The organism is Hymenobacter lucidus (genome assembly GCF_020447265.1).
GTDB lineage: Bacteria > Bacteroidota > Bacteroidia > Cytophagales > Hymenobacteraceae > Hymenobacter > Hymenobacter lucidus.
Genome location: NZ_JAJADR010000004.1, coordinates 395,224 through 419,152, shown reverse-complemented (window position 1 = coordinate 419,152; position 23,929 = coordinate 395,224). Strand labels below are relative to the sequence as shown.

Sequence of the window (23,929 nt, the reverse complement as noted above, 5' to 3'; positions counted from 1 at the left end):
GCAATGCCAAAAGTAAAACCGCATAGAACGTCCCCGTCGTTGGATATGACTCCGATGGTGGACTTGGCATTCCTGCTGGTGACCTTCTTCATGCTCACCACCAAGTTTGCTCCCGAGGAAGCTGTGGTGGTGGATACGCCCTCTTCTACTTCGGAAATTCGCCTGCCCGAAAGCCACGTTATTACGATTTCGGTGGACAAGGACAAGCGGGTATTCTTCGGAATGGACGACGCCAAACCCAAGATTGAGATGTTGACCCGAGTAGGTGCTAAGTACGGAGTAAGCTTCACAGCTGCTCAGGCGAAGACCTTCTCCAACCTGTCAAGCTTTGGCGTACCGGTACAGCAGCTTCCCGACTTCCTGAGTCGCGACAACGAGCAACGCAAAGCCATCAAGCAGCCCGGCATTCCTGCCGACTCCTTGAACAACCAGTTTATCGACTGGGTGGTAGAAGCGCAGGCCGCTAGCCGCAAGGAATTCCAGAAGCCCGCCTACATTGCCATTAAAGGCGACGGTAACGCGGACGTACCCACTGTGAAGAAAGTCATCAAACTGCTGCAGGATAAGAACATCAACCGTTTCAACCTGATTACCGACTTGGAGTCTAAGCCGGTAGCCGGGAAATAACCGACGCAGAGAAATGGCAGAAATACAACAACAAGCTGACTCCGGTAAGGGCGGGAAGAAACGGGCCAAGAAAATGTCGACCAAAATCGACATGACTCCCATGGTAGACTTGGCCTTCCTCCTGCTCACCTTCTTCATGCTGACCACCACGTTCAGCAAGCCGACGGTAATGGACCTCACGATGCCTGTGAAGCCCAAGCCCGGTGACCCACCGATTGAGCTTCCTGCGCGCAATGCCTTCACGGTAATCCTGGGCGAGAATAACAAAGTCTACTATTATGCCGGTTTGCTGCGCGATGGCGAAGCCAAACCGGAACTGGTAGCCAGCGACTATTCGGCCAATGGTATCCGCAAAGTATTGCTGGAACGCAAGCGGGCCAACAAAGACTTGGTTATCCTGATCAAACCGGTTGACAAGTCGAATTACAAGAACATGGTTGACATCCTCGACGAGATGAATATCACTAACCAGAACAAGTACGCGCTGGTGGATATCTCGAAAGTGGATGAGGACCTGGTTAAAAGCTCAGGGCTATGATGGATAACACGCAATTAGCTCAAGCATCCTTCAACGACATCGTTTTTGAGGGACGCAACAAGGCTTACGGAGCTTACGTGCTCCGGCGGTTGTATAACAAGCACGTCACTCGGGCTCTTCTCATTGCCATTGCCCTCCTGGCCTTGATGGTTAGCTTCCCGCTCATCGCGCGGATGTTTGCCAAAGACGAAAAGGTGGTTGATGACAAGATGCTGAAGCAGAACGAGCTGATGGAGGCGCCACCGCTGGACGAAACCAAGCCACCGCCACCGCCGCCACCACCCGAGGCGCCACCACCGCCACCACCAAAACTGACCACTATCAAGTTTACCCCGCCCGTTGTAAAGAAGGACGAGGAAGTACGGAAGGTAGAGGAAGTGCCGGATGTCGAAGAGTTGAAGGATAAGGTAGTAGCTACCGAAACCGTAAAAGGCAACACCGACAACCCCGCTGACTTGTCAGGTCTGGAAGGTGAAGGCAACAAGGTAGTAGAGGAAGTAGTAGAGAATAAGGTCTACACCTACGTAGAGCAGATGCCTACTCCTCCCGGTGGTATGGAAGGTTTGCTCAGCTATCTGGGTAAAACTATTAAGTACCCTGCTCTGGCCCTGCGCAACCAAGTAGAAGGCAAAGTGTTCATTAGCTTCGTAGTAGGTCCCACGGGCGGTATTACGGATGTGAAAGTAACCAAAGGCATCGGTGCTGGCTGCGACGAAGAAGCAGTTCGCGTTATCAAAGCCATGCCTGCCTGGACTCCTGGTAAGCAGAACGGTCGTCCGGTAAGTGTTTCATACACGGTTCCGGTAACCTTCGCCATCAAGTAGTAAAAACCTGCTTTTCAGCTTCGGCTGAGTTGCAAGAGAAGCCCGAATTGAGCAACTGCTCGGTTCGGGCTTTTTCGTGCAAAAAGAATTCGGCTTGCCGCATACTTTTCTGTATACCAGTGCCGTTTTGGAGTTGAAAGCCAGGAGGAAAGAGAGTAATGACGGGAAGTTAGGCTTGGGTAATGCGTGCCAGTGACTATTGTTTCACCTTTATACCATACCCATGAACACCACCAACCTGCACACCGCCTCCTTCGACGACATCGTCTTTGAGGGCCGCAACAAAGCCTACGGTGCCTTCGTCCTGCGCCAACTCTACAACCGCCACCTAGCCCGCGCCCTGGCCATCACCGTGGCTTTGTGCCTGCTTCTGGTTAGCCTCCCCTTAGTGCTGGAGCGTATCTGGCCAACCGTTTTACCAGCTGCCAAGGCGCCGGAGATGACACCTACGACATTAATTGAGGTGGTATTGCCTCCCCAGTCCAAAGCAGTAACGCCGCCACCGGCTGCCAGGCAGCAGCCAGTAGTAGTGACGCCCCGGCCGGCCGACATTCCTACCCAGGTAGTAAAAGATGACAAGTTGATAAAGCCGCAGCCCACTACGGAGCCTGCCGACGCAAACTCGACGATGCCAACCGATGCCACAGCGGGCCCGGGTACTATAATCGGGGTTGCAACGGGCCCCACAGGCCCGGTTACCGACTCGGGCACGGCAGCGCCGGCCGTGCCCGCCAAGCCTTTTACCTACGCGGAAGTAATGCCGGAATTCACGGGCGGTATGAAAGCCCTACAGAAGTACATGCAGCGTAATATGCGTTTCCCTAGGGAGGCAGCAGCGGCGGCAATATCGGGTAAGGTATTCGTTTCCTTTACCGTGCAGACCGACGGCTCCATTTCCGACGTGCAGGTGATGAAAGGCCTGGGCTACGGTACCGATGAAGAAGCGGCCCGCGTTGTGAAAAATATGCCACCCTGGACGCCGGGGCGTCAAAACAGTCGGGCTGTAGCGGTACGCTATACATTGCCCATTACGTTCCAGTACGAGTAGTCAATTACCCGCCCATCAGCCACGGTTAACAACTCACTTTGAGAGCATTAGTAGATTTGCCCTTTTATATATAGCCAAAAATCAGCCGGTATACGTTATACCGGCTGATTTTTGGCTTTTTTTGTAACCAGTACTTTTCGTCTTTGCGGGGGAAGTAAATAGGTTGAGCGAACGGGAAACTGGTGTTTTTACGTTCTACGCTTAGAACTTCTTCTTTTTGCCATCTATGCTGAATCGTCCAACTACTGAGGAGCGCCTGAATCGGAATTCGTCCCAGCGGCTTGTGCAGTACTTTACGCTGGCCATGGCCGTCATCTACATGGCCTTGGGCGTGCTGATGTGGCTGCCCCAGGCTAATGTGTTTGCCCTGCCCACTACTACCCGGCGTATTCTGGGCGCGGTCTTCGTTTTTTACGGAATTCTTAGATTTGTTCGCACCTACCGCCAGCACTTCCAACGAAACAAATCCCATGATGCGCGTTAACATAAAAATGGTTGGTTCGGCGCTGGCGCTGGGAGGACTACTACTGACCGGCTGCAACCAGCAAACCGGCCCCGTGGAAGACTCTTCCGATACGCCCACCAGCGGCGCTATCAACATCAGCGTTGATGAGACGTTTGAGCCCATTCTTAAGTCACAGATTGATACTTTCCAGAAGCTGTATCCATCGGCCCGCGTAACGGCCACGTACAAGCCCGAGGAAGAAGTAATGCAGGATCTGATGGCCAATAAGATTCGGGTAGCCGTGGTGTCGCGGCAGTTGAACGCCGCAGAGCAAGCCAAGTTCAACCAGCTCAAAATTGTGCCCCGCATTGCCCGGCTGGCCGTTGATGGCTTAGCTATTGTATTGCATCCCAGCAACCCCGACTCATTACTCACGCTGGCGCAGCTGCAGAACATTTTTACCGGTAAAACCCAGGACTGGGCACAGGTAAGTGGTAAGAAAGCGCTGGGCAGCATCAACGTGGTATTCGACACGAACCACTCCAGCACCACCCGCTACGTGCAGGACTCGGTAACGAGAGGTGCCGCGCTGACGACCCGTGTTTTTGCGGCCAAATCGAACCCTGCACTGCTGGATTACGTTGCTACTCATCCTAACGCTATTGGCATCATCGGGGCCAACTGGATTAGTGACCGGGACGATGCTTCGGTACAGAAATTTCTGAAGAATGTGCGAGTTGCCAGCATCAGTGCGCAGCCCAACCCGCAAAAGCCAGATGACTACCAGCAGCCCTACCAGGCCTATCTGGCCCTGAAAACCTATCCGCTGCGTCGGGAAGTTTACCTCATCAGCCGGGAGGCCCGCGCCGGGCTTGGCACCGGTTTTGCATCTTTCGCTGCAGGGAATAAAGGCCAGCTCATTGTTCTCAAGTCCGGGCTGGTACCCGCTACCGGTCAGATGCGAATTCTGAACACCAGTAAGCGCTAGCCCTGTTTTTTGTCTTTCCATTAACAACGCTTTCCACCAAACCTTTTGCTCATGAACTTCAAGCCCTGGAAGCTCTCGCTCCTCGCTGCCTTGTCTGTTTCCGGCTCTGCCGCCTTTGCTCAAACGACTCCTCAAAAATCGATTGAACTCGGACGCTACAATGAAGCCCGTGCGGCTCTGCTGCGTCAGGGTGCATCGGCCGAAACCTCGTTTGAGCTGGGCCGCTTGTATCAGATGCGGGAAATGCCCGACTCGGCAGCTTACTACTTCAACCGCATTTCGCTGAACCCGAAAGATGCTACCACGATGGTAGCAGCTGGCCGTGCCGCTTTGGCACAGGGCAAAACGGCAGAAGCTGAAATTCAGTTTGACAATGCTGTGAAAGCCACCAAAGGCAAAGATGCCAAGGTGCTCACCATGATTGCCCAGGCGTATGCCGAATCGAACGTGAAGGATGTGTCGAAAGCCCTTTCTTACGTTGAAATGGCTCACAAAGCCAACAAACTGAAGGATGACCCGGCGTTGATGATTGCCCGCGGCGACATCTACCTGAAGCAAGAAAACGGCGGTGGTGAAGCTATGAACAGCTACGACCGGGCCGTAATGGCTGATCAGAACAATGTGCTGGCTTACTACCGCAAAGGTCAGTTGAACGTTCGTTCGCGCAACTACAACGATGCTCGTACAGCTTTTGACAAAGCCATCAGCCTCGATGCCAACTACGCTCCGGCCTACAATGCCCTGGCGGAAACCTACTTCTACGCTGGTAAATACGACGAGGCACTCTCCAACTTCCAGAAATACACTGGGTTGGCTGAGAAATCATCGGATACGGATGCAAAGTATGCGTCCTTCCTATTCCTGACCAAGAAGTATCCCGAGGCGCTGGTTGAGGTCGATAAGGTACTGGCCCGCGACCCCAATAACGTGACCATGAACCGTCTGAAAGCGTATTCGCTGTACGAGACCGGTAAAAATGAAGAGGCCATTGCGGCCATGGACAAGTACATGAAGACCACTCCAGCTGAGAAAATCATCAAGGAGGATAACGTATACTATGCCAAGATGCTGGCCAAAGGCGGCAAAGGTGAGCAAGGTATTGCCATGCTGCAGAAAGCAGTGGCTGCCGACCCCACCAATGTTGACTTGCAGAAAGATCTGGCTCAGGCGTACATCAGCTCGAAGAACTACCCGCAGGCCATTTCCACCTACCGCAGCATCATGAAGACCAAAGGTGGTGGAGAACTGACAGATCAGGTGCTGCTGGCGCGGGCCTACAGCTCAAACAAGCAGTATACTCAGGCTGATAGCCTCTACAACATTGTGCTGACGGCTAAGCCAAACTACGTACCCGGCTACCTCATGCGCGCCCAGGCCAACTATGGTCTGGACCCCGACTCCAAGCAGGGCCTCGCTAAGCCTTATTATGAGAAGTACCTGGAAGTAGCCAAGGCTGATCCGGCCAAGTATAAGGACGGCCTGGTAGAAGCGAACAGCTACCTCGGCTACTATTACTACCAGAAAGGTGAGAAAACCACGGCCCTCCCCTACTATCAGCAGGTGCTGGCTCTAGACCCCAGCAACCAGAACGCTAAGTCAGTAGTGGATAGCATGACGGCCCGCCCGAAAACGGCAACCAAAGCTCCTGCCAAGAAGAAGTAATCTACTTCTTCAGCTTACAAAAAAGCCCTGTCTCAGCTGAGAGAGGGCTTTTTTTATGTCTTACACTTACAGCAGGCTAGGCGTGGTCCTGGTCGGCGTACTGCTCCCACTTTTCCAACGCGGCTGTGAAGTCGGCGGGCAGCTCGGCTTCGAAGTGGGTGGTGTCGCCGGTGACGGGGTGCACGAAGCCCAGGGACTTAGCGTGCAGGGCCTGCCGGGGCATTACCGCAAACGTGGCTTCCACGAAGGCTTTATAGGCCCCGGTGCGCTGCCCGTACAGCACTTTGTCACCGCCGTAGGTAGCATCCGAAAACAGCGGGTGGCCGATGTGCTTCATATGCACCCGGATCTGGTGAGTGCGGCCGGTTTCCAAGTTACACTGCACCAACGCCACGTGTCGGAACGTTTTAAGCACTTTATAATGCGTTACAGCATGCTTCCCCTGGTCGCCCTCGGGATATACCGTTTGCACCTTGCGGTCCTTCACACTGCGTCCTATATGGCCGCTAACGGTGCCCTCCGATTCTTTAGGGATGCCCCAGACCAGCGCCAGGTAGGTGCGCTCGATGGTATGGTGGAAAAACTGCTGCGACAGGTGTGTCATGGCCCACTCCGTTTTGCCGATAACCAGCAGCCCGGATGTATCCTTATCGATGCGGTGCACGAGGCCGGGCCGGATTTCGCCGTTGCGCCCCGTCGGCAAATTATTGAGGTGATAGGCCAAGCCGTTGACGAGCGTACCCTGCCAGTGGCCGAAAGCCGGATGCACCACTAGTCCCGCCGGCTTGTTCACAATCAGGAATGACTCATCCTCATAGCGAATGTCGAGGTCCATAGGCTCGGGCATTACCGTCACGTCGCGCGGCGGCTCGGGCAGGGTGATGGTGATAATGTCGAGCGGCTTGATGCGGTAGTTCGACTTTACCACCTTCTCGTTTACCTGCACCGCCTCAGCCTTAATGGCGTTCTGGATTTTGGTACGGGAGGCATTCGACAGGCGATTCATCAAAAACTTGTCGAGCCGGGTCATCACCTGACCTTTGTCGACGACAATGCGGTGGTGCTCAAATAGCTCATCACCTTCGCCATTTTCCTCGTCAAAATCAGGATCGGACGACGGGGATTTAGATAAATAGGTCATCTGGGGCAACTGGAGGGTACTGGAATGCAAACAAGAAAGCCGGAGCAGTACGCTCCGGCTTGCTGGCTAGAAAAAGCAAAGGCTGCTTATTTCTTCGACTTGGTTTTGGTCTTGGAAGGCGTAGCAGGCGTGGCAGCCGGCGTAGCAGCGGGGGCCGCTTTTGGCGCAGCGGCGGCAGCACCAGGCGTTACACCCATTTTCTTCAGTACGAGGTCCGAAATGTCGCCTTCCTTGGGGCCGTGCAGCAGCACTGGGCTGGCACCGTCCGAATTTAGCACGTAGGTGTAGCCATTCTCGTCGGCTACGGCATCAATGGTCTTTTGCAGCTTGTCCAGAGCAGGCTTCAGCAGGGTCTGCTGCTTCTGCTGCAGGCTCTGGTCGGCGCTGCGCTGGAACTCCTGGATGGAAGTCTGCAGGCCGGTCAACTCTTTTTCTTTATCGGCGCGTACTACTTCGGTCATCGTGGCCGCACCGTTCTTGTAGGCTTCAGCTTTGGTCTGGTAATCGGAATATTTGCTTTTCAGCTGGGCTTCGAGCTGAGTGCTGTAGGCTTTCAGGTCCGACTCAATCTGCCGGCTTTCCGGCATTTGGCTCAGAATGTATTCTACGCTGGTATAACCAATTTTCAGGGGGGCTTGCGCCAGTGCCGAGGTGGCCGTGCTGAACGTAAGGACGGCTACAGCCAGGGCAAGACGGAATTTGTTCATGATGTTCATTAAGGGGAGAAACTTTCAGGAAGTTGGGTTACAAAGGCAAAGTTAATTTTTTCGGCCAGCCGGACGCGTATTTGTTGCTTTGGTGGGCTGACGGGTTTTGCTGGCCGGCGTAGCAGTATCAGTGTCGGTGTCCACGTCGGTGTCGCCGGCGGGCGTTTTGGGTGTCGTAACAGTACGAACCGCACCTTTCTGGCCGGGCTGGTTACGGTCTTCAGAAGCTAAACCCAATTCTTCCAGTACAAATTCCGTGTAGTCATGGGTTGGGTTGGTATAGAGCATAGTGAGGTCGCCGGCTTTGTCGAAAATAATGGCCAGCTGCTTTTTCTTAGCCACTTTCTCAATGGCTTCAAACACCTGATCCTGCACGGGCTTGGTGAGTTCCTGGCGCTTTTTGAACAACTGGCCTTCGTAACCGAAGATTTTGTTCTGGTAGGCTTTCACATCCTGCTCCTTCTTCAGAATCTCGTCCTGGCGCTTTTTCTTCATCGGCTCCGTCAGCAGCACTTCTTCCGCCTGATAGTTCCGATACAGCTTATCCAAGTCTTTCTTCTGGCTCTCAATTTCCTTCTGCCAGGTGCCCGACAGCGTGTTCAGTTCCTGCTGGGCCTGGGCGTAGGCGGGCATCTTGCCCATCACAAACTCGGAGTCGACGTAGCCAAACTTCTGGGCCATAGCCGCTGGAGCAGTCAGCACCAGCAGGGCGCCCAGCAGAATAGAATGCAGCTTTTTCATATCAAGTAGCTAAAGGAGCTGGCCGGGCCGACTGCCAAACAATTAGCGAATCTGCTGACCAATGATGAAGTGGAAATGACCTTTGTCTTGCGCGGCCTGGCCGGCACTGTACCGGGGCACCGCATCGAAGCCGTAGCCATAGTCGAACCCAAGCAAACCGAATGCCGACATGAAAACCCGGGCCCCTACCCCCACCGAACGGTAGAGCTTGTAGGGGTTGTAGTCTTTATAAGATTCGAAGGCATTGCCCGCTTCCGCGAAGCTTAATATGTACACCGTAGCGGCCGGGTTCAACGAAACCGGATAACGCATTTCCAGTACGTATTTATTGTAGGCTACCCCACCGCTCGACACCGAGCTCTGGATAGAGTTGGCACTGTTGGGGTCGTCGTAGCCCCGCAGACCTACGTATTCGGTGCCCACCAGGAAGTTGGACGAGCCGCCGTAGCCCAAGCCCGAGCCGCCGAGCTTGAACCGCTCGAAAGGCCCAATGGCGCGTTTGGAGTTGTAGGTACCAATGAAGCCGAAGTGGGCCCGGGTGTTCAGCACCAGCTTACCCACGATGGGCGTAAACCAGGAAGCATCGAACATCCATTTGTGGAATTCTACCCACTCGTTCACATTGGGGTGCGAGCCTTTGAAGATGGAATACGGCGGGGTCAGGCTCAGGCTCAGCGCCAGCGACGAGCCCCGACGCGTGTAAGTCGGATTGTCGATGCTGTTGCGCGACAGCGTGGTGTTGAGCGTGATGTTGGCCGCGTTGCCGGTGCCGTTGGGGAAGCTCTGGAAATACGGATAGTTCTTCAGCTTGTACTGGCTAATCGACAGCGAGTTGCTCAGCGTGAAGTAGTCATCCGGCACCCTTAGACGACGACCCAGTCCGATGGTGGCGCTGTTTACTTTGATAGACTGGTCGGAGTTGGCATCAAGGCTGGTACCTACGCGCTGAATGCTTTTGTTCAGGCTAAACGACAGCGAGTTGGGCTTGCGGCCACCCAGCCAGGGCTCGGTGAAGGAAAACGAGTAGGCTTGGTACTGTAGGCCGTTGGCCTGCACGTTCAGGGCCAGGCGCTGACCATCACCGGCGGGTACTGGCGTCCAGTTACGCAGGGTGCCGGCTTTGCGGAGCGAGAAGTTGTTGAATACCAGGCCCACCGTACCGATGAAGCCCGCGTAGCCGCCCCAGCCGCCCGAAAGCGTAATCTGGTCGGAAGGCTTTTCCACTACAGTGTAGTTGATATCTACCGTGCCCTCGGCTGGGTTAGGCACCGGGTTCAGACCAATTTTTTCCGGGTCGAAATAGCCTAGGGTGGCAATTTGGCGCTGGGAGCGAATCAGCAGTTCCCGGTTGAACTTGTCACCGGGCAGCGTCTGCAATTCACGGCGCAGTACATGGTCACTAGTCTTGGTATTGCCGGCAATATTTACCTCCTTAATACGAGCCTGTACCCCTTCGCTGATGCGCATCTCGATGTCAATCGAATCACCTTCCACTTTGGTCTCGACGGGCTCGATGCTGAAGAACAGGTAGCCGTCGTTCATGTAGAGCGAGGTGATATCCTGGCCCGTGGGGTTATAGTTCAGGCGCTTATCCAGCGTTTCCTTGCTATAGGTGCTGCCTTCCTTGATGGCCAGCACGGAGGCCAGCGTTTTGTCGTCGTAGAGGTAATTGCCGCTCCAGGTAATGTTGCGGAAGTAGTACTTCGGCCCTTCATCCACCTTGATGCTCAGCGCCAGCCCATCTTCCACGCGCGTTAGCGTATCTGACACGATAGAAGCATCCCGGTAGCCTTGGCTGTTATAGAATTCGAGCAGCTTCTGCTTGTCCTCTTCGTATTCGCTTTTCTGGAATTTGCCCGCGGTGAAAGGATTGTAGACCTTCCGCTCCTTGGTTTTCTTGAGCTTACCTCTCAGCTTTTTGTCGCTGAAGGCTGTATTGCCCTCAAAGTCAATTTCCCGAATCCGGATTTTCTCGCCCTTGTCGACGGCAATATTTAGCACCACGCTGTTGGACAAGCTGGAGTCCGGCGTCTGTACAATCGTGACTTTGCTATCGAGGAAGCCCTTGTTGGTGTAGAACTTCCGAACCTGAGCTTTGGTGTTATTCAGCAGCGCGTCAGTTACTACCTTACCGCGAATCAGCTTGATTTTGTTTTTCAGGTCGTCGGCCTGGCCTTTACCGATGCCGGTAAACTCAAACTTCGACAACCGAGGCCGCTCCTTCAGGTTGAAATCCAGGTAAATTTTGCTGCCTTCCGTGCGCGTAATCGATACGCTCACGTCGCCCAGAATACCTTGGTCCCAGAGGCGGCGGATGGCTTTGCCGATTTCCTCCCCCGGAATCAGGATTGGGTCACCAATTTTCAACCCAGTCAGGCCAATCAGCGTATTCGTATCCAAGTAGGAAGCACCACTGACCGTGATACCGCCCAACTCGTAGCGTTTCGGCTCGTCGCCGGTGGCTACCGGTGCCTGCGCCCACGCCTGGGGTGCGGAGGCCGCTCCACCCAGAGCCAATACCGTCAGCAGCAGGAAAAATTTATTAGGCAAAGAAATCATTCGAAGAACTTACGAAACGGTTAGCTGCTCACTGGTTTTGCCGAAGCGCCGTTCCCGGCGCTGATAGGCTTGTATGGCATCATAGAGATGTTCGCGCCGGAAATCCGGCCACAGTACATCCGTGATATAAAGTTCGGTGTAGGCCAGCTGCCACAGCAGAAAGTTACTGATGCGCTGCTCGCCGCTGGTCCGAATCAGTAATTCGGGGTCGGGCATGCCGGCCGTGGCCAAGTAGCCCGCAATTGTCTGTTCAGTTACTTCCTCCGCCCTTACCCTGCCAGCTGCTACCTCTACAGCCAGCCGTTTGGCAGCCTGCGTAAGGTCCCAGCGTCCACTATAGCTCAGGGCCAGCACCAGCGTCATGCGCGTCCCGGCCTTGGTCAGCTCCATCGACTCGCGCAATTCCCGCTGGCAGGATTCGGGCAGGCTGGTAATTTCCCCAATAGCCTCCAGTCGGATGCTGTTTTTGAGCAGCGTAGGCGTTTCCTGTCGGATGGTATGTACCAACAGCTGCATCAGGGCCATCACCTCATGCTTGGGCCGGGCCCAGTTTTCGGTCGAAAAAGCGTAGAGCGTCAGGTATTGTACCCCCAGCTCGGCCGCGCCTTCTACCGTATCCCGAACGGCGGTAATAGCACTTTGGTGCCCAAAAATGCGGAGTCCACCTTTTTGTTTGGCCCAACGTCCATTGCCATCCATGATGACGGCAACATGGGCGGGTATATTCTGAGTGTCTAGTTCGGACCGGGCGGCCATCAGTACTTTTTGCGTAAAGAGGCTGCAAGTTACGCAAATGGTTGCATTAAGCCCGGCTTTGTCCCACTTCTAGCGCAAGAGCTTCGGATTGGCCTTGTACGAGTCGGGACAGTTAATTTTATAGAAAGTATAGGAAACACTTAATCCGTTATAGAAATACCAGTCTTGGTCGTGCTTATTCACCAGCAGCGGGTTTTGGGTCCCCAAGTTGTCCAGCTCGTCGGTAAAGGCCTTGCGGGCCCCAGCTTCCAATCCCAAGTTCCAGCGTGGCGACAAGGCCAGCTTGAAACCAATACCCGCCGGAATGGCTACTCCCAGCGTAGTACCGTCCTTCTTAAGCTGGTCGATTTCAGCATTAGTGGTCGTGCGGGTACGGGCCAGGAAACCCGCTACGCCCACAAACACATATGGCGTGAAATGCACCTTTTCCTTACGGTTGCGGTAGTCGAAGAAATTATACTCGACGGCACCCGCCAGCTCCATAATGTTGCCTTTGGTATTAGTCTGCCGGTAAGCTGGTAAGGGAGCCGTTCGGCCGTTCACGCCCTTCACGTTAGCATCATCGGCCCGCATAAGCCCCCATAGGAAGCTACCGCGGAGCGTAATAGGGGCTGAAATGTCCTTGCGGTAGAAAGCTGTGGCGGCAGGGCGGTTGTTGCGAAACTGGTAAGCAGGAGCTATTTCACCTTTGTACACCATTCCACCGATACCAATACCAAGTTCACTGGTATTCTGAGCCACGGCAGAAGGGGCAAAAAAAACACTCCCTGCTTGCACAAGGCAAACAAGGAGTGTTTTGAAGAGATTCGAATGCGTCATTAGACTGGCTGTAAGTGAAACTTGACAGCCAGCATAACTGGCTATCGGAATTTGGGGCTTTTAACGCGGGGAGCGAGAATGTAGTTTACATTAAGACCCGTAACGATGTACCAGTCGTTCTCATTGCCTTTACCGCGCATTTCTCCTGGGTTGTTGAAGTTGACGAAGGAAGCATCGTCGTTGCGGGTGATACCGCGGCCGAAATACTTGGCAGCATCGCTACCCAGTTTGGCATCTTCGATATACGTGTTGCTAACATCATCCAGGTAGTCGGTGAACGTCTTGCGCCAGCCGATTTCGAGGCCAATATCAAAGCTTTTGTTGACTTTGTAACGAACACCACCACCGAAGGGGATGGAAATGCTCGTCAGGCTATAGTCTGTGCCTTCGGTCTTGAGGGGCTGAAGATTTACGTAATCACCTTCTGACAAGCTCTGAGGAACGCTACCACCTTTCACCAACCCTTTGGGGTTGTGGTGAAATACTGCCACACCAGCAAATACGTACGGTACGAAGTCCGGACGCTTGATGTAGTTGTTACGGTTAGCAATCAGGTCGAAGATACCAACAGCCGACAGCTCAAGGATGTCGTTGCGGAAGTTCATGTTCCGGTGGTAACGGTATTTAGCATCTGGATCCGTCTTGTCTGCTGCTTTCTCGTCGTCGCCGGTGATGCGGCCGTAGGCGAAGGAAGCCCGGGCCGAAATCCGGGGAGCAAAACGGTGAGTGAAGTTTACGCCGATGTTGGGGCGAGTAGCGGCGAAGCGCAGGCTAGGAATGGTAGCTTTAGGTACGATGTCACCGAAGTAGTTCATCGCATTGATGCTTACGCCGACGGAGTTGTACTGCTTCCGCTTACTGAACTGTTGCGCACTCGCCTCTGTGGCGACCAGCGAAACCACTAGCAGCAGAGCCAAGATGTTGGTGAAGAGTTGCTTCATATTGAGCGAGATTATGGATATGCAAAGGTTAAGAGCGTCGTTATATCCGTACGGACACGAGTTCAGTTAGTGACAAAAGTAGAGGTTGCTGGGAACTTAAAAAAGAAATACAAGAAAAAGTCAATGTATTAGAGCAAGATACCTGCCGGATTACGCTTATCCAGCCCCCAGTTCAACTTATTGCGCAACGTAGTCAGAAAGTTAACATGGTTGAGTTTGACCAGTCGGACCGCAAAATTCTCGCGGCGAACCGCAATCTGGATGCCCGCATCGACGGCCACCGAGCGTGAATCGAGCGAAAGCAGGAAGTTGTTGCTCCGGCCTTCAATCTCGAAGGAAATCACGCTACGGTCGGAGACGATGAGCGGACGGACATTCAGATTGTGCGGACATACGGGAGCAATGATAAAATTGTTGGTCTGCGGCAACATTACTGGTCCGCCACAGCTGAGCGAATAGCCCGTAGAACCCGTGGGAGTAGCCACAATCAACCCATCGGCCCAATACGAATTCAGATATTCGCCGTCGATATACGTGTGCACGACAATCATGGAGGACGTGTCGCGCTTCAGGATAGAAAATTCGTTGAGACCGAAGTTGATACCGTCGAACACTTCCGGATCTGTCTCAACCCGGATCAGGCTGCGCTCCTCCAAAACGAAATGGCCTTTAAACAGGGCATCAATGGCCTGCGCAATACGCTCGACGGTGATGGTAGCCAGAAAACCCAGGCGGCCGGTATTGATGCCCAGAATTGGAATCTGCAGGGCGCCAACGTAGGTGACGGTGTCGAGTAGGGTACCGTCGCCGCCGATGCTGAAGACGAAGTTCACGTCGCGCAGGGAGTCGCCGCGGCGGAAAGTACCGATACCTTCGGGCAACACCAGCCGGTTGTCGAGGTAGGTCCGGAAGGCCTCAACGATAATAATTTCCGCATTGCGGGCCACGAGGTCATCGAGCAGTGCCTGCAGAAAGGGCAAGGTAGGCTCGTCGAAGGGTTTGCCCAGAATAGCAATTTTCATATCAGAAGCATAACCAGCCTGCACCGCAGGCCAGATCAGATGGGAAATTCGGTACGCACAAAAAAACCACCCAGGCCGCGGGCATTGCGGGTATACTCCAGGGTCAGCACCCGGTCGTAATACGTAACCAGGTGCAGGCCGATGCCCGCCGCCGCCTGCACCTGGTTGGGCAGCCGATTGTTGATGGCAGTACCGCGGCTGGCTACGTAACCGGCATCGGCAAAGGTATTTAAATATACCACCAGCGGAATACTGTTGATTTTCGGGTTATTGATACCGTGGAGCTTAAGCCGGCCGGCGTCCAGCAGCCGGTACGAGATGCCCTGCTGCACGAGCCCATAGTGGCTACCGTCGATTACGTACTGGTCGTAGCCGCGCACTAGCTCGGTAAAGCCCAGGGCCCGGTTGTCGGCGTAGGCAATACGGCGGCCCAGACGCACCTGTCCCAGCACCGTGGCGCTGTAGTAGAAGTCGTGGCCTAGAGCTACGTATTTGGCCACCTGCGCCCGGAAAGTGGTGGTCGGCGGGGCTACGGCGCGGCGAAAGACGCGCTGCACGATGCTGGCCTGAAAATAATGACCCGTAAGCGGGTAGGCGAAGGTGTTGCGGTGGTTGAAGATGGTTGTCAGGCTAATATCGACATAGTCACGGCGGGCGTAACCCAGGAAATATTCCGGATTGAGCTGCGCTACGGTATCCGAAATGGTTTCGCGGTGGTACGATACGTCGAGCAGGGTGCGGCGCTGCACGGTATAGCGCCAGCGCAGACCCGCCGTGGCATACTGCCGCTCAATGGGAAAGCCGGTATCATCGCGAAAGTTGATGAGCCGATCCTGCACGGTGGCGTAGTCGAGGGAGTGGCTGCGGTAGTAAGACGCGCCCACGCCGAAGCCCAGCCGCCGCAGCCGACCGTAGCCGGGTGTATCGTAGAAGAGCTCATACTTGCGGTTGAAGCCCAGCTGCAGGTTGCCCCTGATTTCTTCGTTGCGCCCCCGGAAGTTTTTGCGCTCCAGATGTAGGCCGTAGTCAACGCGCTGCCAACGGTCGGGCCGGTCGAGCCAGGAGCGGAAGTTACGGTCGGCCAGCGACAGGATGGGAATAGGAAAGGTGTACCAGCGCTCCTGCACGCTGAAAAGCACCGTCAGCTCGCCGTTGCGGCACACCGCCTCTACCAGCACGTGGTGAAACAGCTGCAAATTGAACATGCGCAGCCGGTTGGCTTCGAGCCGGCGGGCCAATCGGGCCGCTGTGATGGTGTCGCCTTCGCGAAAATCCAGCTCGGCGCGCAGAATCCGCTCCTTTGTAACCTCATTGCCCACAAACAGCAGCGTGGCTACCCGCAGTACCGGGTAGCCGGGGCACTGGGTCTGCATGAGGCTGTCGAGTGGGGCGCGCCGAATGGAGTCGGGTGGGGCAAAGCTAGCAGCAGCAGTGGAGGGCAGCCAGCTCAGCAGCAGAACGAGCAGAGAGGCCAGCACCAGCGGGAGACGTTGAATGAAATTGACGCGGCTGGGCTGGAAAGGTCGCGGGCAAAACAGCCGGAACATCTTGTCACTCACCATTCAACGCGTATCACTCAGCACGGGCTACAGGCTCAGATACTTAAGCAAGCCGTCGAAGCGCTCCTGCTCATTTTCACCGACCTCGCCAGCCCCGCTAAATTGGGCCGTGATGATGTAGCCGAACCGCTCGAGCGTGGCCGTAATGCGGGCCATATTGGCCGTATTGAGCTTCAGCGTCAGGCGAATCTTGTAGGGGTCGTGCTCGTCCTGGGCTACGTGGGCGCTGAGAATCTTGGCGTTGTTCTCTTCCACATAGCGGCTGATCTGGGTTAGGGAATAGTCGCGCTCGGGCATGGAAAGCACCAGAATACTGCCCTGGCCGGCGGCAATGGGCAATTGACCAAAGGCAGCTAGTGTATCACCTACGGTGACGACCCCCAGATACTCGTGCTGGTCGTCGAGCACGGGCACGAGCTGGAGCTTGTTCTGAATGGCCAGCTCCATGATGTTGTAGAAGTGCTGGTCGCGCTGCACATGTACTTCGGCAAAGCCGAAGGGCACGTTGGTCAGGGGCTCGTCGGGGTGCTCGTGGTCGAGTAGGTCGGCTTCGGTAATCAGGCCGCGGTAGAGGCGGTTTTCGAGCACGGGCAGCTGACTAACGTGGAATTCTTCCAGCCACTTGGCCGCCTTGCCGGCTGAGTCCGACACCTTCAGGGGCGGAATCATTTGGTTGAGCAAGTCTTCAGCAATCATCGAATGCATGGGCGGGAAAGAACTGAAAGCCAGAAATAAACTTGGGGCTGGCGACGAACAAGCGCCGACCGGGTGATTTTGTTTCGTGTATCTACGTCAGGGCCGGCTCCAGGGCAGTGCGGCGCAGAAACTGCCGCAGCAGGCGGTTGAACTTCTGCGGGTGCTCCATCATGGGTACGTGGCCGCAGTGGTCGAGGAAATGCAGCTCGGAGCCAGGCAGCAGCCGATGAAACTCGTGGGCTACCACCGGGGGCGTAATCGTGTCGTTGAGGCCCCATACCAGCAGGGCGGGCACCGTGATTTTGGTCAGGTCCTTGCCCAAGTTGTGGCGCTGGGCCGAGCGGGCAATGCTGATAATGCGCAGCACTTTGGTATTGGAGTTGGTCACGTTGAACACCTCATCCACCAGCTCCTTGGTGGCAATGCTGGGGTCGTAGAAGGTGTAGGCCACACGCTCCTGCACGAAGGCGTAGTTGCCGCGCTTCGGAAACGAGCCGCCCATCGAATCCTCGAACAGGCCGCTGCTACCGGTGAGCACCAGGCGGCGCACCATGCCGGGGTTGCGCAGGGTGTAGACCAGCCCAATGTGGCCGCCAAGCGAGTTGCCGAGCAGCGTCAGGGGCTCGGTGAGGTGCATCTGGCGCAGAAAATCCTCGACGTAGTTGACCAGCCCCGGCACGCCGGCCTGGGTCAGGGGCATCTCGTAGATGGGCAGCAGCGGAATCACCACCCGGTAGTCGGTGCTAAACTCCGTAACGACGTCCTGCCAGTTGCTGAGGGCACCAAACAGGCCGTGCAACAGCAGCAGCACCTCTCCGGTGCCTTCCTCCACATACTGAAAACCGTTGTGTTCCTTAATCTGCAATTCCATCTTCTCGGGGTATTTCGAAGCCGGCTCCGGCCGCCTGACCATCCTTTGCAATGATACAACACTTGACCCAATTGCCGAGTAGGGCCAGGCCGTGAGTGGTAAGCAGTGCTTCGGGGTGAAACTGAACGCCATACAACGGTAAGGTACGGTGCCGGAATGCCATCAGTTCGCGGGCGTCGTCGGTGGTGTAGGCCAGGGGCTGGAGCTCGGGTGGTAATGAATTGATAGTCAGTGAATGGTACCGCGTAACGGGCAAAGCATCCGGCAAACCGGCAAACAGTGGGTCAGGCACCACGGGCGCAATCGTGGATACCTTGCCGTGCATGGGCCGGGCGGCCCGCCCGAGCTGACCGCCGAAGAATTCGCCCAGGGCCTGGTGGCCCAGGCACACACCCAGCATGGGCACGCGCCGGTGATACTCCTCGATAACCGCCATCAGACAACCCGCCTGCCGGGGCGTACCGGGGCCGGGCGACAAAACGATGGCGTCGAAGGAGTATTGCCCGATTTTGGCCAGCGGCACGTCGTTGCGGACCACCTGTACGGTAGCACCCAGCTGCTGAAAGTAGTCCAGCAGGTTGAAGGTGAACGAGTCGAAGTTGTCGAGCAGCAACAGATGCATAGCAGCGTACTGAGCAGTTTTTCTACGCAAAGGTTGGCAGCCCGGCAGCTTGTGGCCGCTTTAGCCAAGACACTTTCAACCCGCAACGGCTGGTTTGGTTAGAATACTCCGCGGAGCTTCTCCAGCAGCGTAGCCGCAAAGGGCATGATGAAGCCCACGATTTCCAGCGCAAACGGCGTGGCTTGCTGCACGACAGGCAGCACCTGAGAATCGGCCACGATGGTGGGAGACAGGAGCTTGAGGCCGGCAAAGCCGATACCGTGCAGCAGTAGGCTGATGCCCAGTACCCACTTCAGAGCCCCGGCCGCGCCGCCCAGCAGGTTGTCGAGCAGGCCCAGCGGAGTGAGGTGCACGGCTGTTTTGACCAGGCCGCCCGCCATATGCACGCCCCAGGTAATGAACACGAACACCAGCAGAAACGCCACGATGGGCAACAGCCCAAACGCCTCACCTACGTAGTTGCGCACCAGCGGAATAGCGTCGTTGAGCAAGGCCAGTCCGCCGATAATGCCCAGCACGAAGGCCAGCAGCGAAGCCGCTTCCAGCACCAAACCGCGCCGAAAGCCCTTCACCGCCCCTACCCCCAATGGAATCAGCAGCAGAATATCAAAGCCGGACATACGGTGAAATGGTGAAGTTGTGAAGGGTGAAATTGTAAGTTGGTATTCGATCCGCGCATATAGCGCAACTAGAACAGGCATTCACAACTTCACCATTCACAATTTCACTGCTTAGACATTCGTGTTGTTGAGCAGGTTGCTGACCACCTGGGAGATGACGCGGCCATCGGCCTGGCCGGACAGCTCCCGGGCGGCGGCGCCCATTACTTTGCCCAGGTCGGAAGGGCCGGTGGCGCCTACGCGCTGAATGATGGCCACGATTTTCTCCACCAGGTCGGCTTCGGAGAGCTGCTGGGGCAGGTACTCTTCGATAATAGCCAGCTCGGCCAGCTCGGTTTCTTCCAGGTCGGAGCGGAACTGCTTCTGGTAGGTATCGGCGGCTTCGCGGCGCTGCTTGGCGGCTTTGGTCAGCAGCTTGATTTCGGCATCCTCGGTGAGGGCCGCGCCGTGGGCCCCTTCGGCCGTTTCGGCCAGCAGAATCTGGGACTTGATGCTACGCAGCGTCAGCAGGCGCACTTTGTCCTTGGCCAGCATAGCCTTTTTGATATCCGCGTCGATGGTTTCCTTCAGAGCCATAAGTTTGTAGTAGTAATGTCGGGAATCATCAGGATTCCGACTGGCCGCGTATTTTTGACCCACGCTGGCCGTTTTGGAGTCAGTCTTTCGCCTTCTCTCATGACGAAACTTAGCGTAAACATAAATAAAATCGCCACGCTGCGGAACGCCCGCGGCCACAACCGCCCCGACGTGCTGCAAGTAGCCCGTGACTGTGAGCGGTTTGGCGCGCAGGGAATAACGGTGCACCCCCGCCCCGATGAGCGCCACATCCGCTACCAGGACGTGCGCGACCTGCGCCAGATTGTAACCACCGAGCTGAACGTGGAGGGCAACCCCACCCCGGACTTCATGGATCTGGTGCGCGAGGTGCGGCCCGAGCAGGTGACGCTGGTACCCGACGCGCCCGACGCCATTACCTCCAACGCCGGCTGGGACACGATTACCCACCAGATTTATTTGATTGGCGTGGTTACCGAGCTCAAGTCCATCGGCTGCCGGGTGTCTATCTTCCTCGACCCTGACCCGGCCATGGTGAAGGCCGCCGTGGCCACCGGCACCGACCGGATTGAGCTGTACACCGAAGATTACGCCCGCCTCTACCCCCAGGACCCGGCCCAGGCCATTGCGCCCTACGCCGTAGCAGCCACGCTGGCTCAGCAGCTGGGCCTGGGCCTGAACGCCGGCCACGACCTGGACCTGGAAAACCTGGCTTACCTCCACCAGAACTTACCGGGCCTCGCGGAGGTTAGCATCGGGCACGCGCTGGTGTGCGACGCCCTGTACTACGGGCTCGAAAACACGATTCAGCTGTATAGACGGCAGCTGCGGTGAGATTGAGAAGTTGTGAAGTTGTGAGTTTGTCGTTCGACCGGCGCTAATACGCGCCATCTACGGCAGCAGCCCCACAACTCCCTGTTTCACCATCTCGCTATTTCACAACTTCACCCTTCCTCCCTTGCCCCGTATTCCGCTTCCTGAGTTTCTGGCTGGTCCGGCCGACATTCCTATTCTGGACGTGCGTGCGCCCATCGAGTACGCCCACGGCCACATTCCGGGCGCACTGAACCTGCCGCTGTTTTCGGATGAGGAGCGGGCCCGCATCGGCACGGCCTACAAGCAGGTCAGCCAGGACCGCGCCATTCACATCGGCCTCGACTTTTTCGGGCCCAAGATGAGCCGCCTGGTGAAGCACGCCCAAAAGCTGGCTCCCAATAAGGAAGTGCGGCTGCACTGCTGGCGCGGGGGCATGCGCAGCGGCGCGGTGCACTGGCTGCTGGAGCTGGCGGGTTTTAAGGTGCACCTGCTCGACAAAGGCTACAAGGACTACCGGCGCTGGGCGCTGGCGCAGTTCAGTGAACCCCGGCCCATGCTTATTCTGGGCGGCCTCACGGGCTCGGGCAAAACCGACGTGCTGCACGAGCTGGCTCGGCGCGGCGAAACCATCGTGGACCTCGAAGGCCTGGCTAGCCACAAAGGCTCGTCGTTTGGCGCCATTGGCCTGCCGGCCCAGCCCACGCCCGAGCAGTTTGAGAACAACCTGGCGCTGGCGCTAAGCCAGCTGCCGACGGCCGTGACGCCCTGGCTGGAAGACGAAAGCCTAACCATCGGCCGCCTGACTATTCCCAAGCCGCTGTTTGAGCAGATGCGCCGCGCCCCGCTGGTAGTGCTCGACATTCCGCGGGCGGTGCGCACCCGCAAGCTGGCCGCCGAGTACGGCAAGGAAGACCCGCAGCAGCTTTCTGAGGCTATTCAGCGCATCAGCAAGCGGCTGGGCGGGCTGGCTACCAAAGATGCCCTGGCCGCCATTGAAGCCGGCGACATGGAGCAGATGGTCGATATTGCCCTCTCCTACTACGACAAAACCTACGGCTTCGGGCTCGACAACAAAACCAACAGCCGCGTACTCCGGCTGCCCTCCGACACCTGCGACCCGCTGGTGAATGCCGACCTGGTGCTGGCCGCCGTGCAGCGCGAAAATCTGCTGGCCCTGGCGCAAAACCCTCCGCTGCATGCTGGTGCCTAAACTGCGCGTGGCCCGGCCCACCAACGACCTGCCGGCGCTGCTGCGGTTTTACCGCGACGGACTGGGCTTATCGGTGCTCTACGCCTTCGAAAACCACGACGGGTTTGATGGCGTGATGCTGGGCCATGCGCAGGCTCCCTACCACCTGGAATTCACAGCGCAGGCTGGCCACACAGTAGAGCTGCGGCCAAACCCAGAGCAGCTCCTGGTGTTCTATATTCCCGAGCGGGCCGAATGGCAGCTGGCCGTGGCCCGGATGCAGCAGCACGGCTTTGCTCCCGTAGCCGCTTATAACCCGTACTGGGACCAGCTGGGCCATACCTTTGCCGACCCCGACGGCTACCACATCGTGTTGCAGAACGCCGACTGGCAGTTCTAGCCCTCTTATTTAGCAGCAGCTTTTTTTTGTTCTGATGACTTCCAACGAAACGACTACCGCCGAGCCTATCCGCCTCACCCAGTATAGCCACGGCGCGGGCTGCGGCTGCAAAATCGCGCCCAAGGTGCTCGACCAGATTCTGCACACCAGCATTGCCCAGCCCCAGCACGATAAGCTGTTGGTAGGCAACAGCAGCCGCGACGACGCGGCCGTGTACGACATCGGCGGCGGGCAGGCCATCATCAGCACCACCGACTTCTTCATGCCCATCGTGGACGATGCCTACGACTTCGGGCGCATTGCCTCGGCCAACGCCATTTCCGACGTGTACGCCATGGGTGGGCGGCCCGTTATGGCTATTGCCGTGCTGGGCTGGCCTATTGATAAGCTGGCTCCGGAAGTGGCCCGGCTGGTAATTGAAGGCAGCCGCAGCATCTGCGCCGAGGCGGGCATTCCGCTGGCCGGCGGCCACAGCATCGACTCGCCCGAGCCCATTTTCGGCCTGGCCGTAACCGGCATGCTCGACATCAAAAACCTGAAGCAGAACGACACGGCCACCGCCGGCTGCGAGCTGTACCTGACCAAGCCCCTGGGCGTGGGCATGCTCACCACGGCCCAGAAACGCGGCATTCTGCTACCCGAGCACGAGCAGATTGCGCCCCGCAGCATGATGCAGCTCAACAAAATCGGCTACGAGCTGGGACAGCTAGCTGAAGTGCGCGCCATGACCGACGTGACGGGCTTTGGCCTGCTGGGTCACCTTTCCGAAGTGTGCGAGGGCAGCAACCTGACGGCCGAAATTGAGTTCAGTAAAGTGCCCCTGCTACCCGAAGCCGAGGCCTACCGCCAGCAAAAGGCCATTCCCGGCGGCACGGTGCGCAACTGGGACAGCTACAGCCACAAGGTGGGCGCCATCACCGATGAGCAGCGCCACTGGCTCTGCGACCCCCAGACTTCAGGCGGCCTGCTGGTGTGCGTAGAGCCCGGCGGCCAGGCGGCGGTGCAGGCCGTGTTCGAGCAATACGGGCTGGCGCTGGAGCCATTCGGTACGCTGCGGGCCCACGTAGCCGGAGAGCCCTGGATTGAGGTGCGCTAGGCGGTGAAGCTGTTTCCTTTTCTGCGGCCCCTGCTCGAATTTGCCTTTGCCGTGGGGGCTATTGTGCTGGGGCTGCGCTTCATTACCAGCTTTTTCACCAAGGCCGGCCAGGTGTACCGACCCACGTTTCTGCGGCAGTTCTACCTGTTGTTCTGGCCCCTGCTGTGCATGAGTGTGGGCTTGCCCTTCCTGGTGTCGTTTCTGTACTTGGGCACGCTCTCGGCATATGAGCTGGTGCTGCTGGTGGCAATGGCGGCCGTTATCCTGGGCTTCTCGGTGCCGGCCCTCGTGCTGCACGCCCAGTATTACGCCCGCAACCTGCACACCACGCTGGTATTCGCGCCCAAGCAGAACCTGCTGGAAGTGTACGAGGGCCGGGTGCTGCTGCCCTTCGCCCGCCGCGACCTGGTGCGGGTAGAGTACGTGACGTGCCGCTCGAAGCGCCTGTTCTGGAGCAACTACTGCTTTCTGCGCCTGCACCTAAGCACCGGGGAGGTGCTTACGCTGACCTCGCTGCTCACCAACCTGGCCCCGGTGGCCGAGTTTCTGCGCAATACCAACCTGGAGCACCAGCAGCGCTGGTTCTGCTTTCTGTAAGGCTTGCCCCGGTAGGCGACCACCGAAACCTGCTCCCGAAAAAGTGCTATGTATCAGGCCCTTTGTGGTTGTAATACGCTACTTTTGCGC

At 56.8% G+C, this 23,929-nt stretch carries 26 protein-coding genes; 11 read left to right on the top strand and 15 right to left on the bottom strand.

Going from position 1 to position 23,929, the window contains the following annotated elements; translation table 11 throughout:
- Nucleotides 1-3 precede the first annotated feature (3 nt).
- The 4 genes from LGH74_RS15860 to LGH74_RS15845 all read left to right on the top strand — a co-directional run bounded on the left by LGH74_RS15860 (nucleotide 4) and on the right by LGH74_RS15845 (nucleotide 3,037).
- Entirely contained in the window at nucleotides 4-627 is a 624-nt protein-coding gene (locus tag LGH74_RS15860; protein ID WP_226177159.1) for an ExbD/TolR family protein, read from the top strand.
- 13 nt (nucleotides 628-640) lie between these two features.
- On the top strand, nucleotides 641-1,165 hold the full coding sequence (locus tag LGH74_RS15855) for an ExbD/TolR family protein (protein WP_226177156.1): 525 nt from the start codon (nucleotides 641-643) through the stop codon (nucleotides 1,163-1,165).
- Nucleotides 1,162-1,989, top strand: a complete 828-nt coding sequence (locus tag LGH74_RS15850; protein ID WP_226177154.1) for an energy transducer TonB — start codon at nucleotides 1,162-1,164, stop codon at nucleotides 1,987-1,989. Before LGH74_RS15855 ends, LGH74_RS15850 begins: the two co-directional genes overlap by 4 nt.
- A gap of 223 nt (nucleotides 1,990-2,212) precedes the next feature.
- Nucleotides 2,213-3,037, top strand: a complete 825-nt coding sequence (locus LGH74_RS15845; protein WP_226177152.1) for an energy transducer TonB — start codon at nucleotides 2,213-2,215, stop codon at nucleotides 3,035-3,037.
- 64 nt (nucleotides 3,038-3,101) lie between these two features.
- Here LGH74_RS15845 and LGH74_RS15840 read toward each other — a convergent pair whose 3' ends face one another.
- Nucleotides 3,102-3,524, bottom strand: a complete 423-nt coding sequence (locus tag LGH74_RS15840; RefSeq protein WP_226177150.1) for a hypothetical protein — start codon at nucleotides 3,522-3,524, stop codon at nucleotides 3,102-3,104.
- Between LGH74_RS15840 and LGH74_RS15835 the strand changes: the two genes are divergently transcribed.
- Together LGH74_RS15835 and LGH74_RS15830 are read left to right on the top strand one after the other, a co-directional pair.
- Nucleotides 3,508-4,470 carry a PstS family phosphate ABC transporter substrate-binding protein gene (locus LGH74_RS15835; RefSeq protein WP_226177149.1) on the top strand — a complete coding sequence of 321 codons (963 nt, stop codon included), beginning with the start codon at nucleotides 3,508-3,510 and terminating at the stop codon, nucleotides 4,468-4,470. The two genes, LGH74_RS15840 and LGH74_RS15835, sit on opposite strands and share 17 nt — an antisense overlap.
- A 51-nt stretch (nucleotides 4,471-4,521) precedes the next feature.
- On the top strand, nucleotides 4,522-6,132 hold the full coding sequence (locus LGH74_RS15830) for a tetratricopeptide repeat protein (RefSeq protein WP_226177148.1): 1,611 nt from the start codon (nucleotides 4,522-4,524) through the stop codon (nucleotides 6,130-6,132).
- Nucleotides 6,133-6,208: 76 nt separating this feature from the next.
- Here the strand turns inward: LGH74_RS15830 and LGH74_RS15825 are convergent, their stop codons facing one another.
- From LGH74_RS15825 to LGH74_RS15760, 14 genes are all read right to left on the bottom strand, one after another.
- Nucleotides 6,209-7,273, bottom strand: a complete 1,065-nt coding sequence (locus LGH74_RS15825) for an RluA family pseudouridine synthase (protein WP_226177147.1) — start codon at nucleotides 7,271-7,273, stop codon at nucleotides 6,209-6,211.
- 86 nt (nucleotides 7,274-7,359) lie between these two features.
- On the bottom strand, nucleotides 7,360-7,980 hold the full coding sequence (locus LGH74_RS15820; RefSeq protein WP_226177146.1) for an OmpH/Skp family outer membrane protein: 621 nt from the start codon (nucleotides 7,978-7,980) through the stop codon (nucleotides 7,360-7,362).
- Between the two features lie 51 nt (nucleotides 7,981-8,031).
- The gene (locus tag LGH74_RS15815; protein WP_226177145.1) at nucleotides 8,032-8,721 is read right to left on the bottom strand and encodes an OmpH/Skp family outer membrane protein; all 690 of its coding nucleotides are present in this window, start codon (nucleotides 8,719-8,721) and stop codon (nucleotides 8,032-8,034) included.
- Between the two features lie 42 nt (nucleotides 8,722-8,763).
- Entirely contained in the window at nucleotides 8,764-11,280 is a 2,517-nt protein-coding gene (gene bamA, locus LGH74_RS15810; RefSeq protein WP_226177144.1) for an outer membrane protein assembly factor BamA, read from the bottom strand.
- Between the two features lie 9 nt (nucleotides 11,281-11,289).
- Nucleotides 11,290-12,036 (bottom strand): undecaprenyl pyrophosphate synthase, encoded by a 747-nt coding sequence (gene uppS, locus LGH74_RS15805; RefSeq protein WP_226177143.1) that lies wholly within the window; start codon nucleotides 12,034-12,036, stop codon nucleotides 11,290-11,292.
- 69 nt (nucleotides 12,037-12,105) lie between these two features.
- Nucleotides 12,106-12,855 (bottom strand): type IX secretion system protein PorG, encoded by a 750-nt coding sequence (porG, locus tag LGH74_RS15800; protein WP_226177141.1) that lies wholly within the window; start codon nucleotides 12,853-12,855, stop codon nucleotides 12,106-12,108.
- A gap of 41 nt (nucleotides 12,856-12,896) precedes the next feature.
- Entirely contained in the window at nucleotides 12,897-13,796 is a 900-nt protein-coding gene (locus tag LGH74_RS15795; protein ID WP_226177139.1) for a DUF6089 family protein, read from the bottom strand.
- A gap of 128 nt (nucleotides 13,797-13,924) precedes the next feature.
- Nucleotides 13,925-14,818, bottom strand: coding sequence for an NAD kinase (locus LGH74_RS15790; protein ID WP_226177137.1), 894 nt, complete (start codon nucleotides 14,816-14,818; stop codon nucleotides 13,925-13,927).
- 35 nt (nucleotides 14,819-14,853) lie between these two features.
- Nucleotides 14,854-16,296 (bottom strand): BamA/TamA family outer membrane protein, encoded by a 1,443-nt coding sequence (locus tag LGH74_RS15785; RefSeq protein ID WP_226177135.1) that lies wholly within the window; start codon nucleotides 16,294-16,296, stop codon nucleotides 14,854-14,856.
- A 108-nt stretch (nucleotides 16,297-16,404) separates the two neighbouring features.
- Nucleotides 16,405-17,073: a CBS domain-containing protein gene (locus tag LGH74_RS15780; RefSeq protein ID WP_226177133.1), complete on the bottom strand. Its 669-nt coding sequence runs from the start codon at nucleotides 17,071-17,073 to the stop codon at nucleotides 16,405-16,407.
- 91 nt (nucleotides 17,074-17,164) lie between these two features.
- Nucleotides 17,165-17,944: an alpha/beta fold hydrolase gene (locus LGH74_RS15775; protein ID WP_226177131.1), complete on the bottom strand. Its 780-nt coding sequence runs from the start codon at nucleotides 17,942-17,944 to the stop codon at nucleotides 17,165-17,167.
- Nucleotides 17,928-18,566 (bottom strand): anthranilate synthase component II, encoded by a 639-nt coding sequence (locus LGH74_RS15770; protein WP_226177129.1) that lies wholly within the window; start codon nucleotides 18,564-18,566, stop codon nucleotides 17,928-17,930. The genes LGH74_RS15775 and LGH74_RS15770 overlap by 17 nt, the downstream gene beginning before the upstream one ends.
- Before the next feature lie 98 nt (nucleotides 18,567-18,664).
- The gene (locus LGH74_RS15765) at nucleotides 18,665-19,186 is read right to left on the bottom strand and encodes a CvpA family protein (protein ID WP_226177127.1); all 522 of its coding nucleotides are present in this window, start codon (nucleotides 19,184-19,186) and stop codon (nucleotides 18,665-18,667) included.
- A 111-nt stretch (nucleotides 19,187-19,297) separates the two neighbouring features.
- The gene (locus LGH74_RS15760) at nucleotides 19,298-19,762 is read right to left on the bottom strand and encodes a GatB/YqeY domain-containing protein (protein ID WP_226177125.1); all 465 of its coding nucleotides are present in this window, start codon (nucleotides 19,760-19,762) and stop codon (nucleotides 19,298-19,300) included.
- A 99-nt stretch (nucleotides 19,763-19,861) separates the two neighbouring features.
- Here LGH74_RS15760 and LGH74_RS15755 point away from each other — a divergent pair, with 99 nt between their 5' ends.
- From LGH74_RS15755 to LGH74_RS15735, 5 genes are all read left to right on the top strand, one after another.
- Nucleotides 19,862-20,575 carry a pyridoxine 5'-phosphate synthase gene (locus LGH74_RS15755; protein WP_226177123.1) on the top strand — a complete coding sequence of 238 codons (714 nt, stop codon included), beginning with the start codon at nucleotides 19,862-19,864 and terminating at the stop codon, nucleotides 20,573-20,575.
- Between the two features lie 124 nt (nucleotides 20,576-20,699).
- The gene (mnmH, locus tag LGH74_RS15750; protein WP_226177121.1) at nucleotides 20,700-21,767 is read left to right on the top strand and encodes a tRNA 2-selenouridine(34) synthase MnmH; all 1,068 of its coding nucleotides are present in this window, start codon (nucleotides 20,700-20,702) and stop codon (nucleotides 21,765-21,767) included.
- On the top strand, nucleotides 21,754-22,146 hold the full coding sequence (locus tag LGH74_RS15745) for a VOC family protein (RefSeq protein ID WP_226177119.1): 393 nt from the start codon (nucleotides 21,754-21,756) through the stop codon (nucleotides 22,144-22,146). The genes mnmH and LGH74_RS15745 overlap by 14 nt, the downstream gene beginning before the upstream one ends.
- 34 nt (nucleotides 22,147-22,180) lie before the next feature.
- Nucleotides 22,181-23,242: a selenide, water dikinase SelD gene (gene selD, locus LGH74_RS15740; RefSeq protein ID WP_226177117.1), complete on the top strand. Its 1,062-nt coding sequence runs from the start codon at nucleotides 22,181-22,183 to the stop codon at nucleotides 23,240-23,242.
- 3 nt (nucleotides 23,243-23,245) lie between these two features.
- Nucleotides 23,246-23,839, top strand: coding sequence for a PH domain-containing protein (locus LGH74_RS15735; protein ID WP_226177115.1), 594 nt, complete (start codon nucleotides 23,246-23,248; stop codon nucleotides 23,837-23,839).
- The last annotated feature ends 90 nt before the right edge of the window (nucleotides 23,840-23,929 follow it).

What these genes read in the sequence shown, in the direction of transcription:
- LGH74_RS15860 (WP_226177159.1), top strand. Translation starts at nt 4, where the DNA reads ATGCCAAAAGTAAAACCGCATAGAACGTCCCCGTCGTTGGATATGACT.
- LGH74_RS15855 (WP_226177156.1), top strand. Translation starts at nt 641, where the DNA reads ATGGCAGAAATACAACAACAAGCTGACTCCGGTAAGGGCGGGAAGAAA.
- LGH74_RS15850 (WP_226177154.1), top strand. Translation starts at nt 1,162, where the DNA reads ATGATGGATAACACGCAATTAGCTCAAGCATCCTTCAACGACATCGTT.
- LGH74_RS15845 (WP_226177152.1), top strand. Translation starts at nt 2,213, where the DNA reads ATGAACACCACCAACCTGCACACCGCCTCCTTCGACGACATCGTCTTT.
- LGH74_RS15835 (WP_226177149.1), top strand. Translation starts at nt 3,508, where the DNA reads ATGATGCGCGTTAACATAAAAATGGTTGGTTCGGCGCTGGCGCTGGGA.
- LGH74_RS15840 (WP_226177150.1), bottom strand. Translation starts at nt 3,524, where the DNA reads ATGTTAACGCGCATCATGGGATTTGTTTCGTTGGAAGTGCTGGCGGTA.
- LGH74_RS15830 (WP_226177148.1), top strand. Translation starts at nt 4,522, where the DNA reads ATGAACTTCAAGCCCTGGAAGCTCTCGCTCCTCGCTGCCTTGTCTGTT.
- LGH74_RS15825 (WP_226177147.1), bottom strand. Translation starts at nt 7,273, where the DNA reads ATGACCTATTTATCTAAATCCCCGTCGTCCGATCCTGATTTTGACGAG.
- LGH74_RS15820 (WP_226177146.1), bottom strand. Translation starts at nt 7,980, where the DNA reads ATGAACAAATTCCGTCTTGCCCTGGCTGTAGCCGTCCTTACGTTCAGC.
- LGH74_RS15815 (WP_226177145.1), bottom strand. Translation starts at nt 8,721, where the DNA reads ATGAAAAAGCTGCATTCTATTCTGCTGGGCGCCCTGCTGGTGCTGACT.
- bamA (WP_226177144.1), bottom strand. Translation starts at nt 11,280, where the DNA reads ATGATTTCTTTGCCTAATAAATTTTTCCTGCTGCTGACGGTATTGGCT.
- uppS (WP_226177143.1), bottom strand. Translation starts at nt 12,036, where the DNA reads ATGGCCGCCCGGTCCGAACTAGACACTCAGAATATACCCGCCCATGTT.
- porG (WP_226177141.1), bottom strand. Translation starts at nt 12,855, where the DNA reads ATGACGCATTCGAATCTCTTCAAAACACTCCTTGTTTGCCTTGTGCAA.
- LGH74_RS15795 (WP_226177139.1), bottom strand. Translation starts at nt 13,796, where the DNA reads ATGAAGCAACTCTTCACCAACATCTTGGCTCTGCTGCTAGTGGTTTCG.
- LGH74_RS15790 (WP_226177137.1), bottom strand. Translation starts at nt 14,818, where the DNA reads ATGAAAATTGCTATTCTGGGCAAACCCTTCGACGAGCCTACCTTGCCC.
- LGH74_RS15780 (WP_226177133.1), bottom strand. Translation starts at nt 17,073, where the DNA reads ATGATTGCTGAAGACTTGCTCAACCAAATGATTCCGCCCCTGAAGGTG.
- LGH74_RS15775 (WP_226177131.1), bottom strand. Translation starts at nt 17,944, where the DNA reads ATGGAATTGCAGATTAAGGAACACAACGGTTTTCAGTATGTGGAGGAA.
- LGH74_RS15770 (WP_226177129.1), bottom strand. Translation starts at nt 18,566, where the DNA reads ATGCATCTGTTGCTGCTCGACAACTTCGACTCGTTCACCTTCAACCTG.
- LGH74_RS15765 (WP_226177127.1), bottom strand. Translation starts at nt 19,186, where the DNA reads ATGTCCGGCTTTGATATTCTGCTGCTGATTCCATTGGGGGTAGGGGCG.
- LGH74_RS15760 (WP_226177125.1), bottom strand. Translation starts at nt 19,762, where the DNA reads ATGGCTCTGAAGGAAACCATCGACGCGGATATCAAAAAGGCTATGCTG.
- LGH74_RS15755 (WP_226177123.1), top strand. Translation starts at nt 19,862, where the DNA reads ATGACGAAACTTAGCGTAAACATAAATAAAATCGCCACGCTGCGGAAC.
- LGH74_RS15745 (WP_226177119.1), top strand. Translation starts at nt 21,754, where the DNA reads ATGCTGGTGCCTAAACTGCGCGTGGCCCGGCCCACCAACGACCTGCCG.
- selD (WP_226177117.1), top strand. Translation starts at nt 22,181, where the DNA reads ATGACTTCCAACGAAACGACTACCGCCGAGCCTATCCGCCTCACCCAG.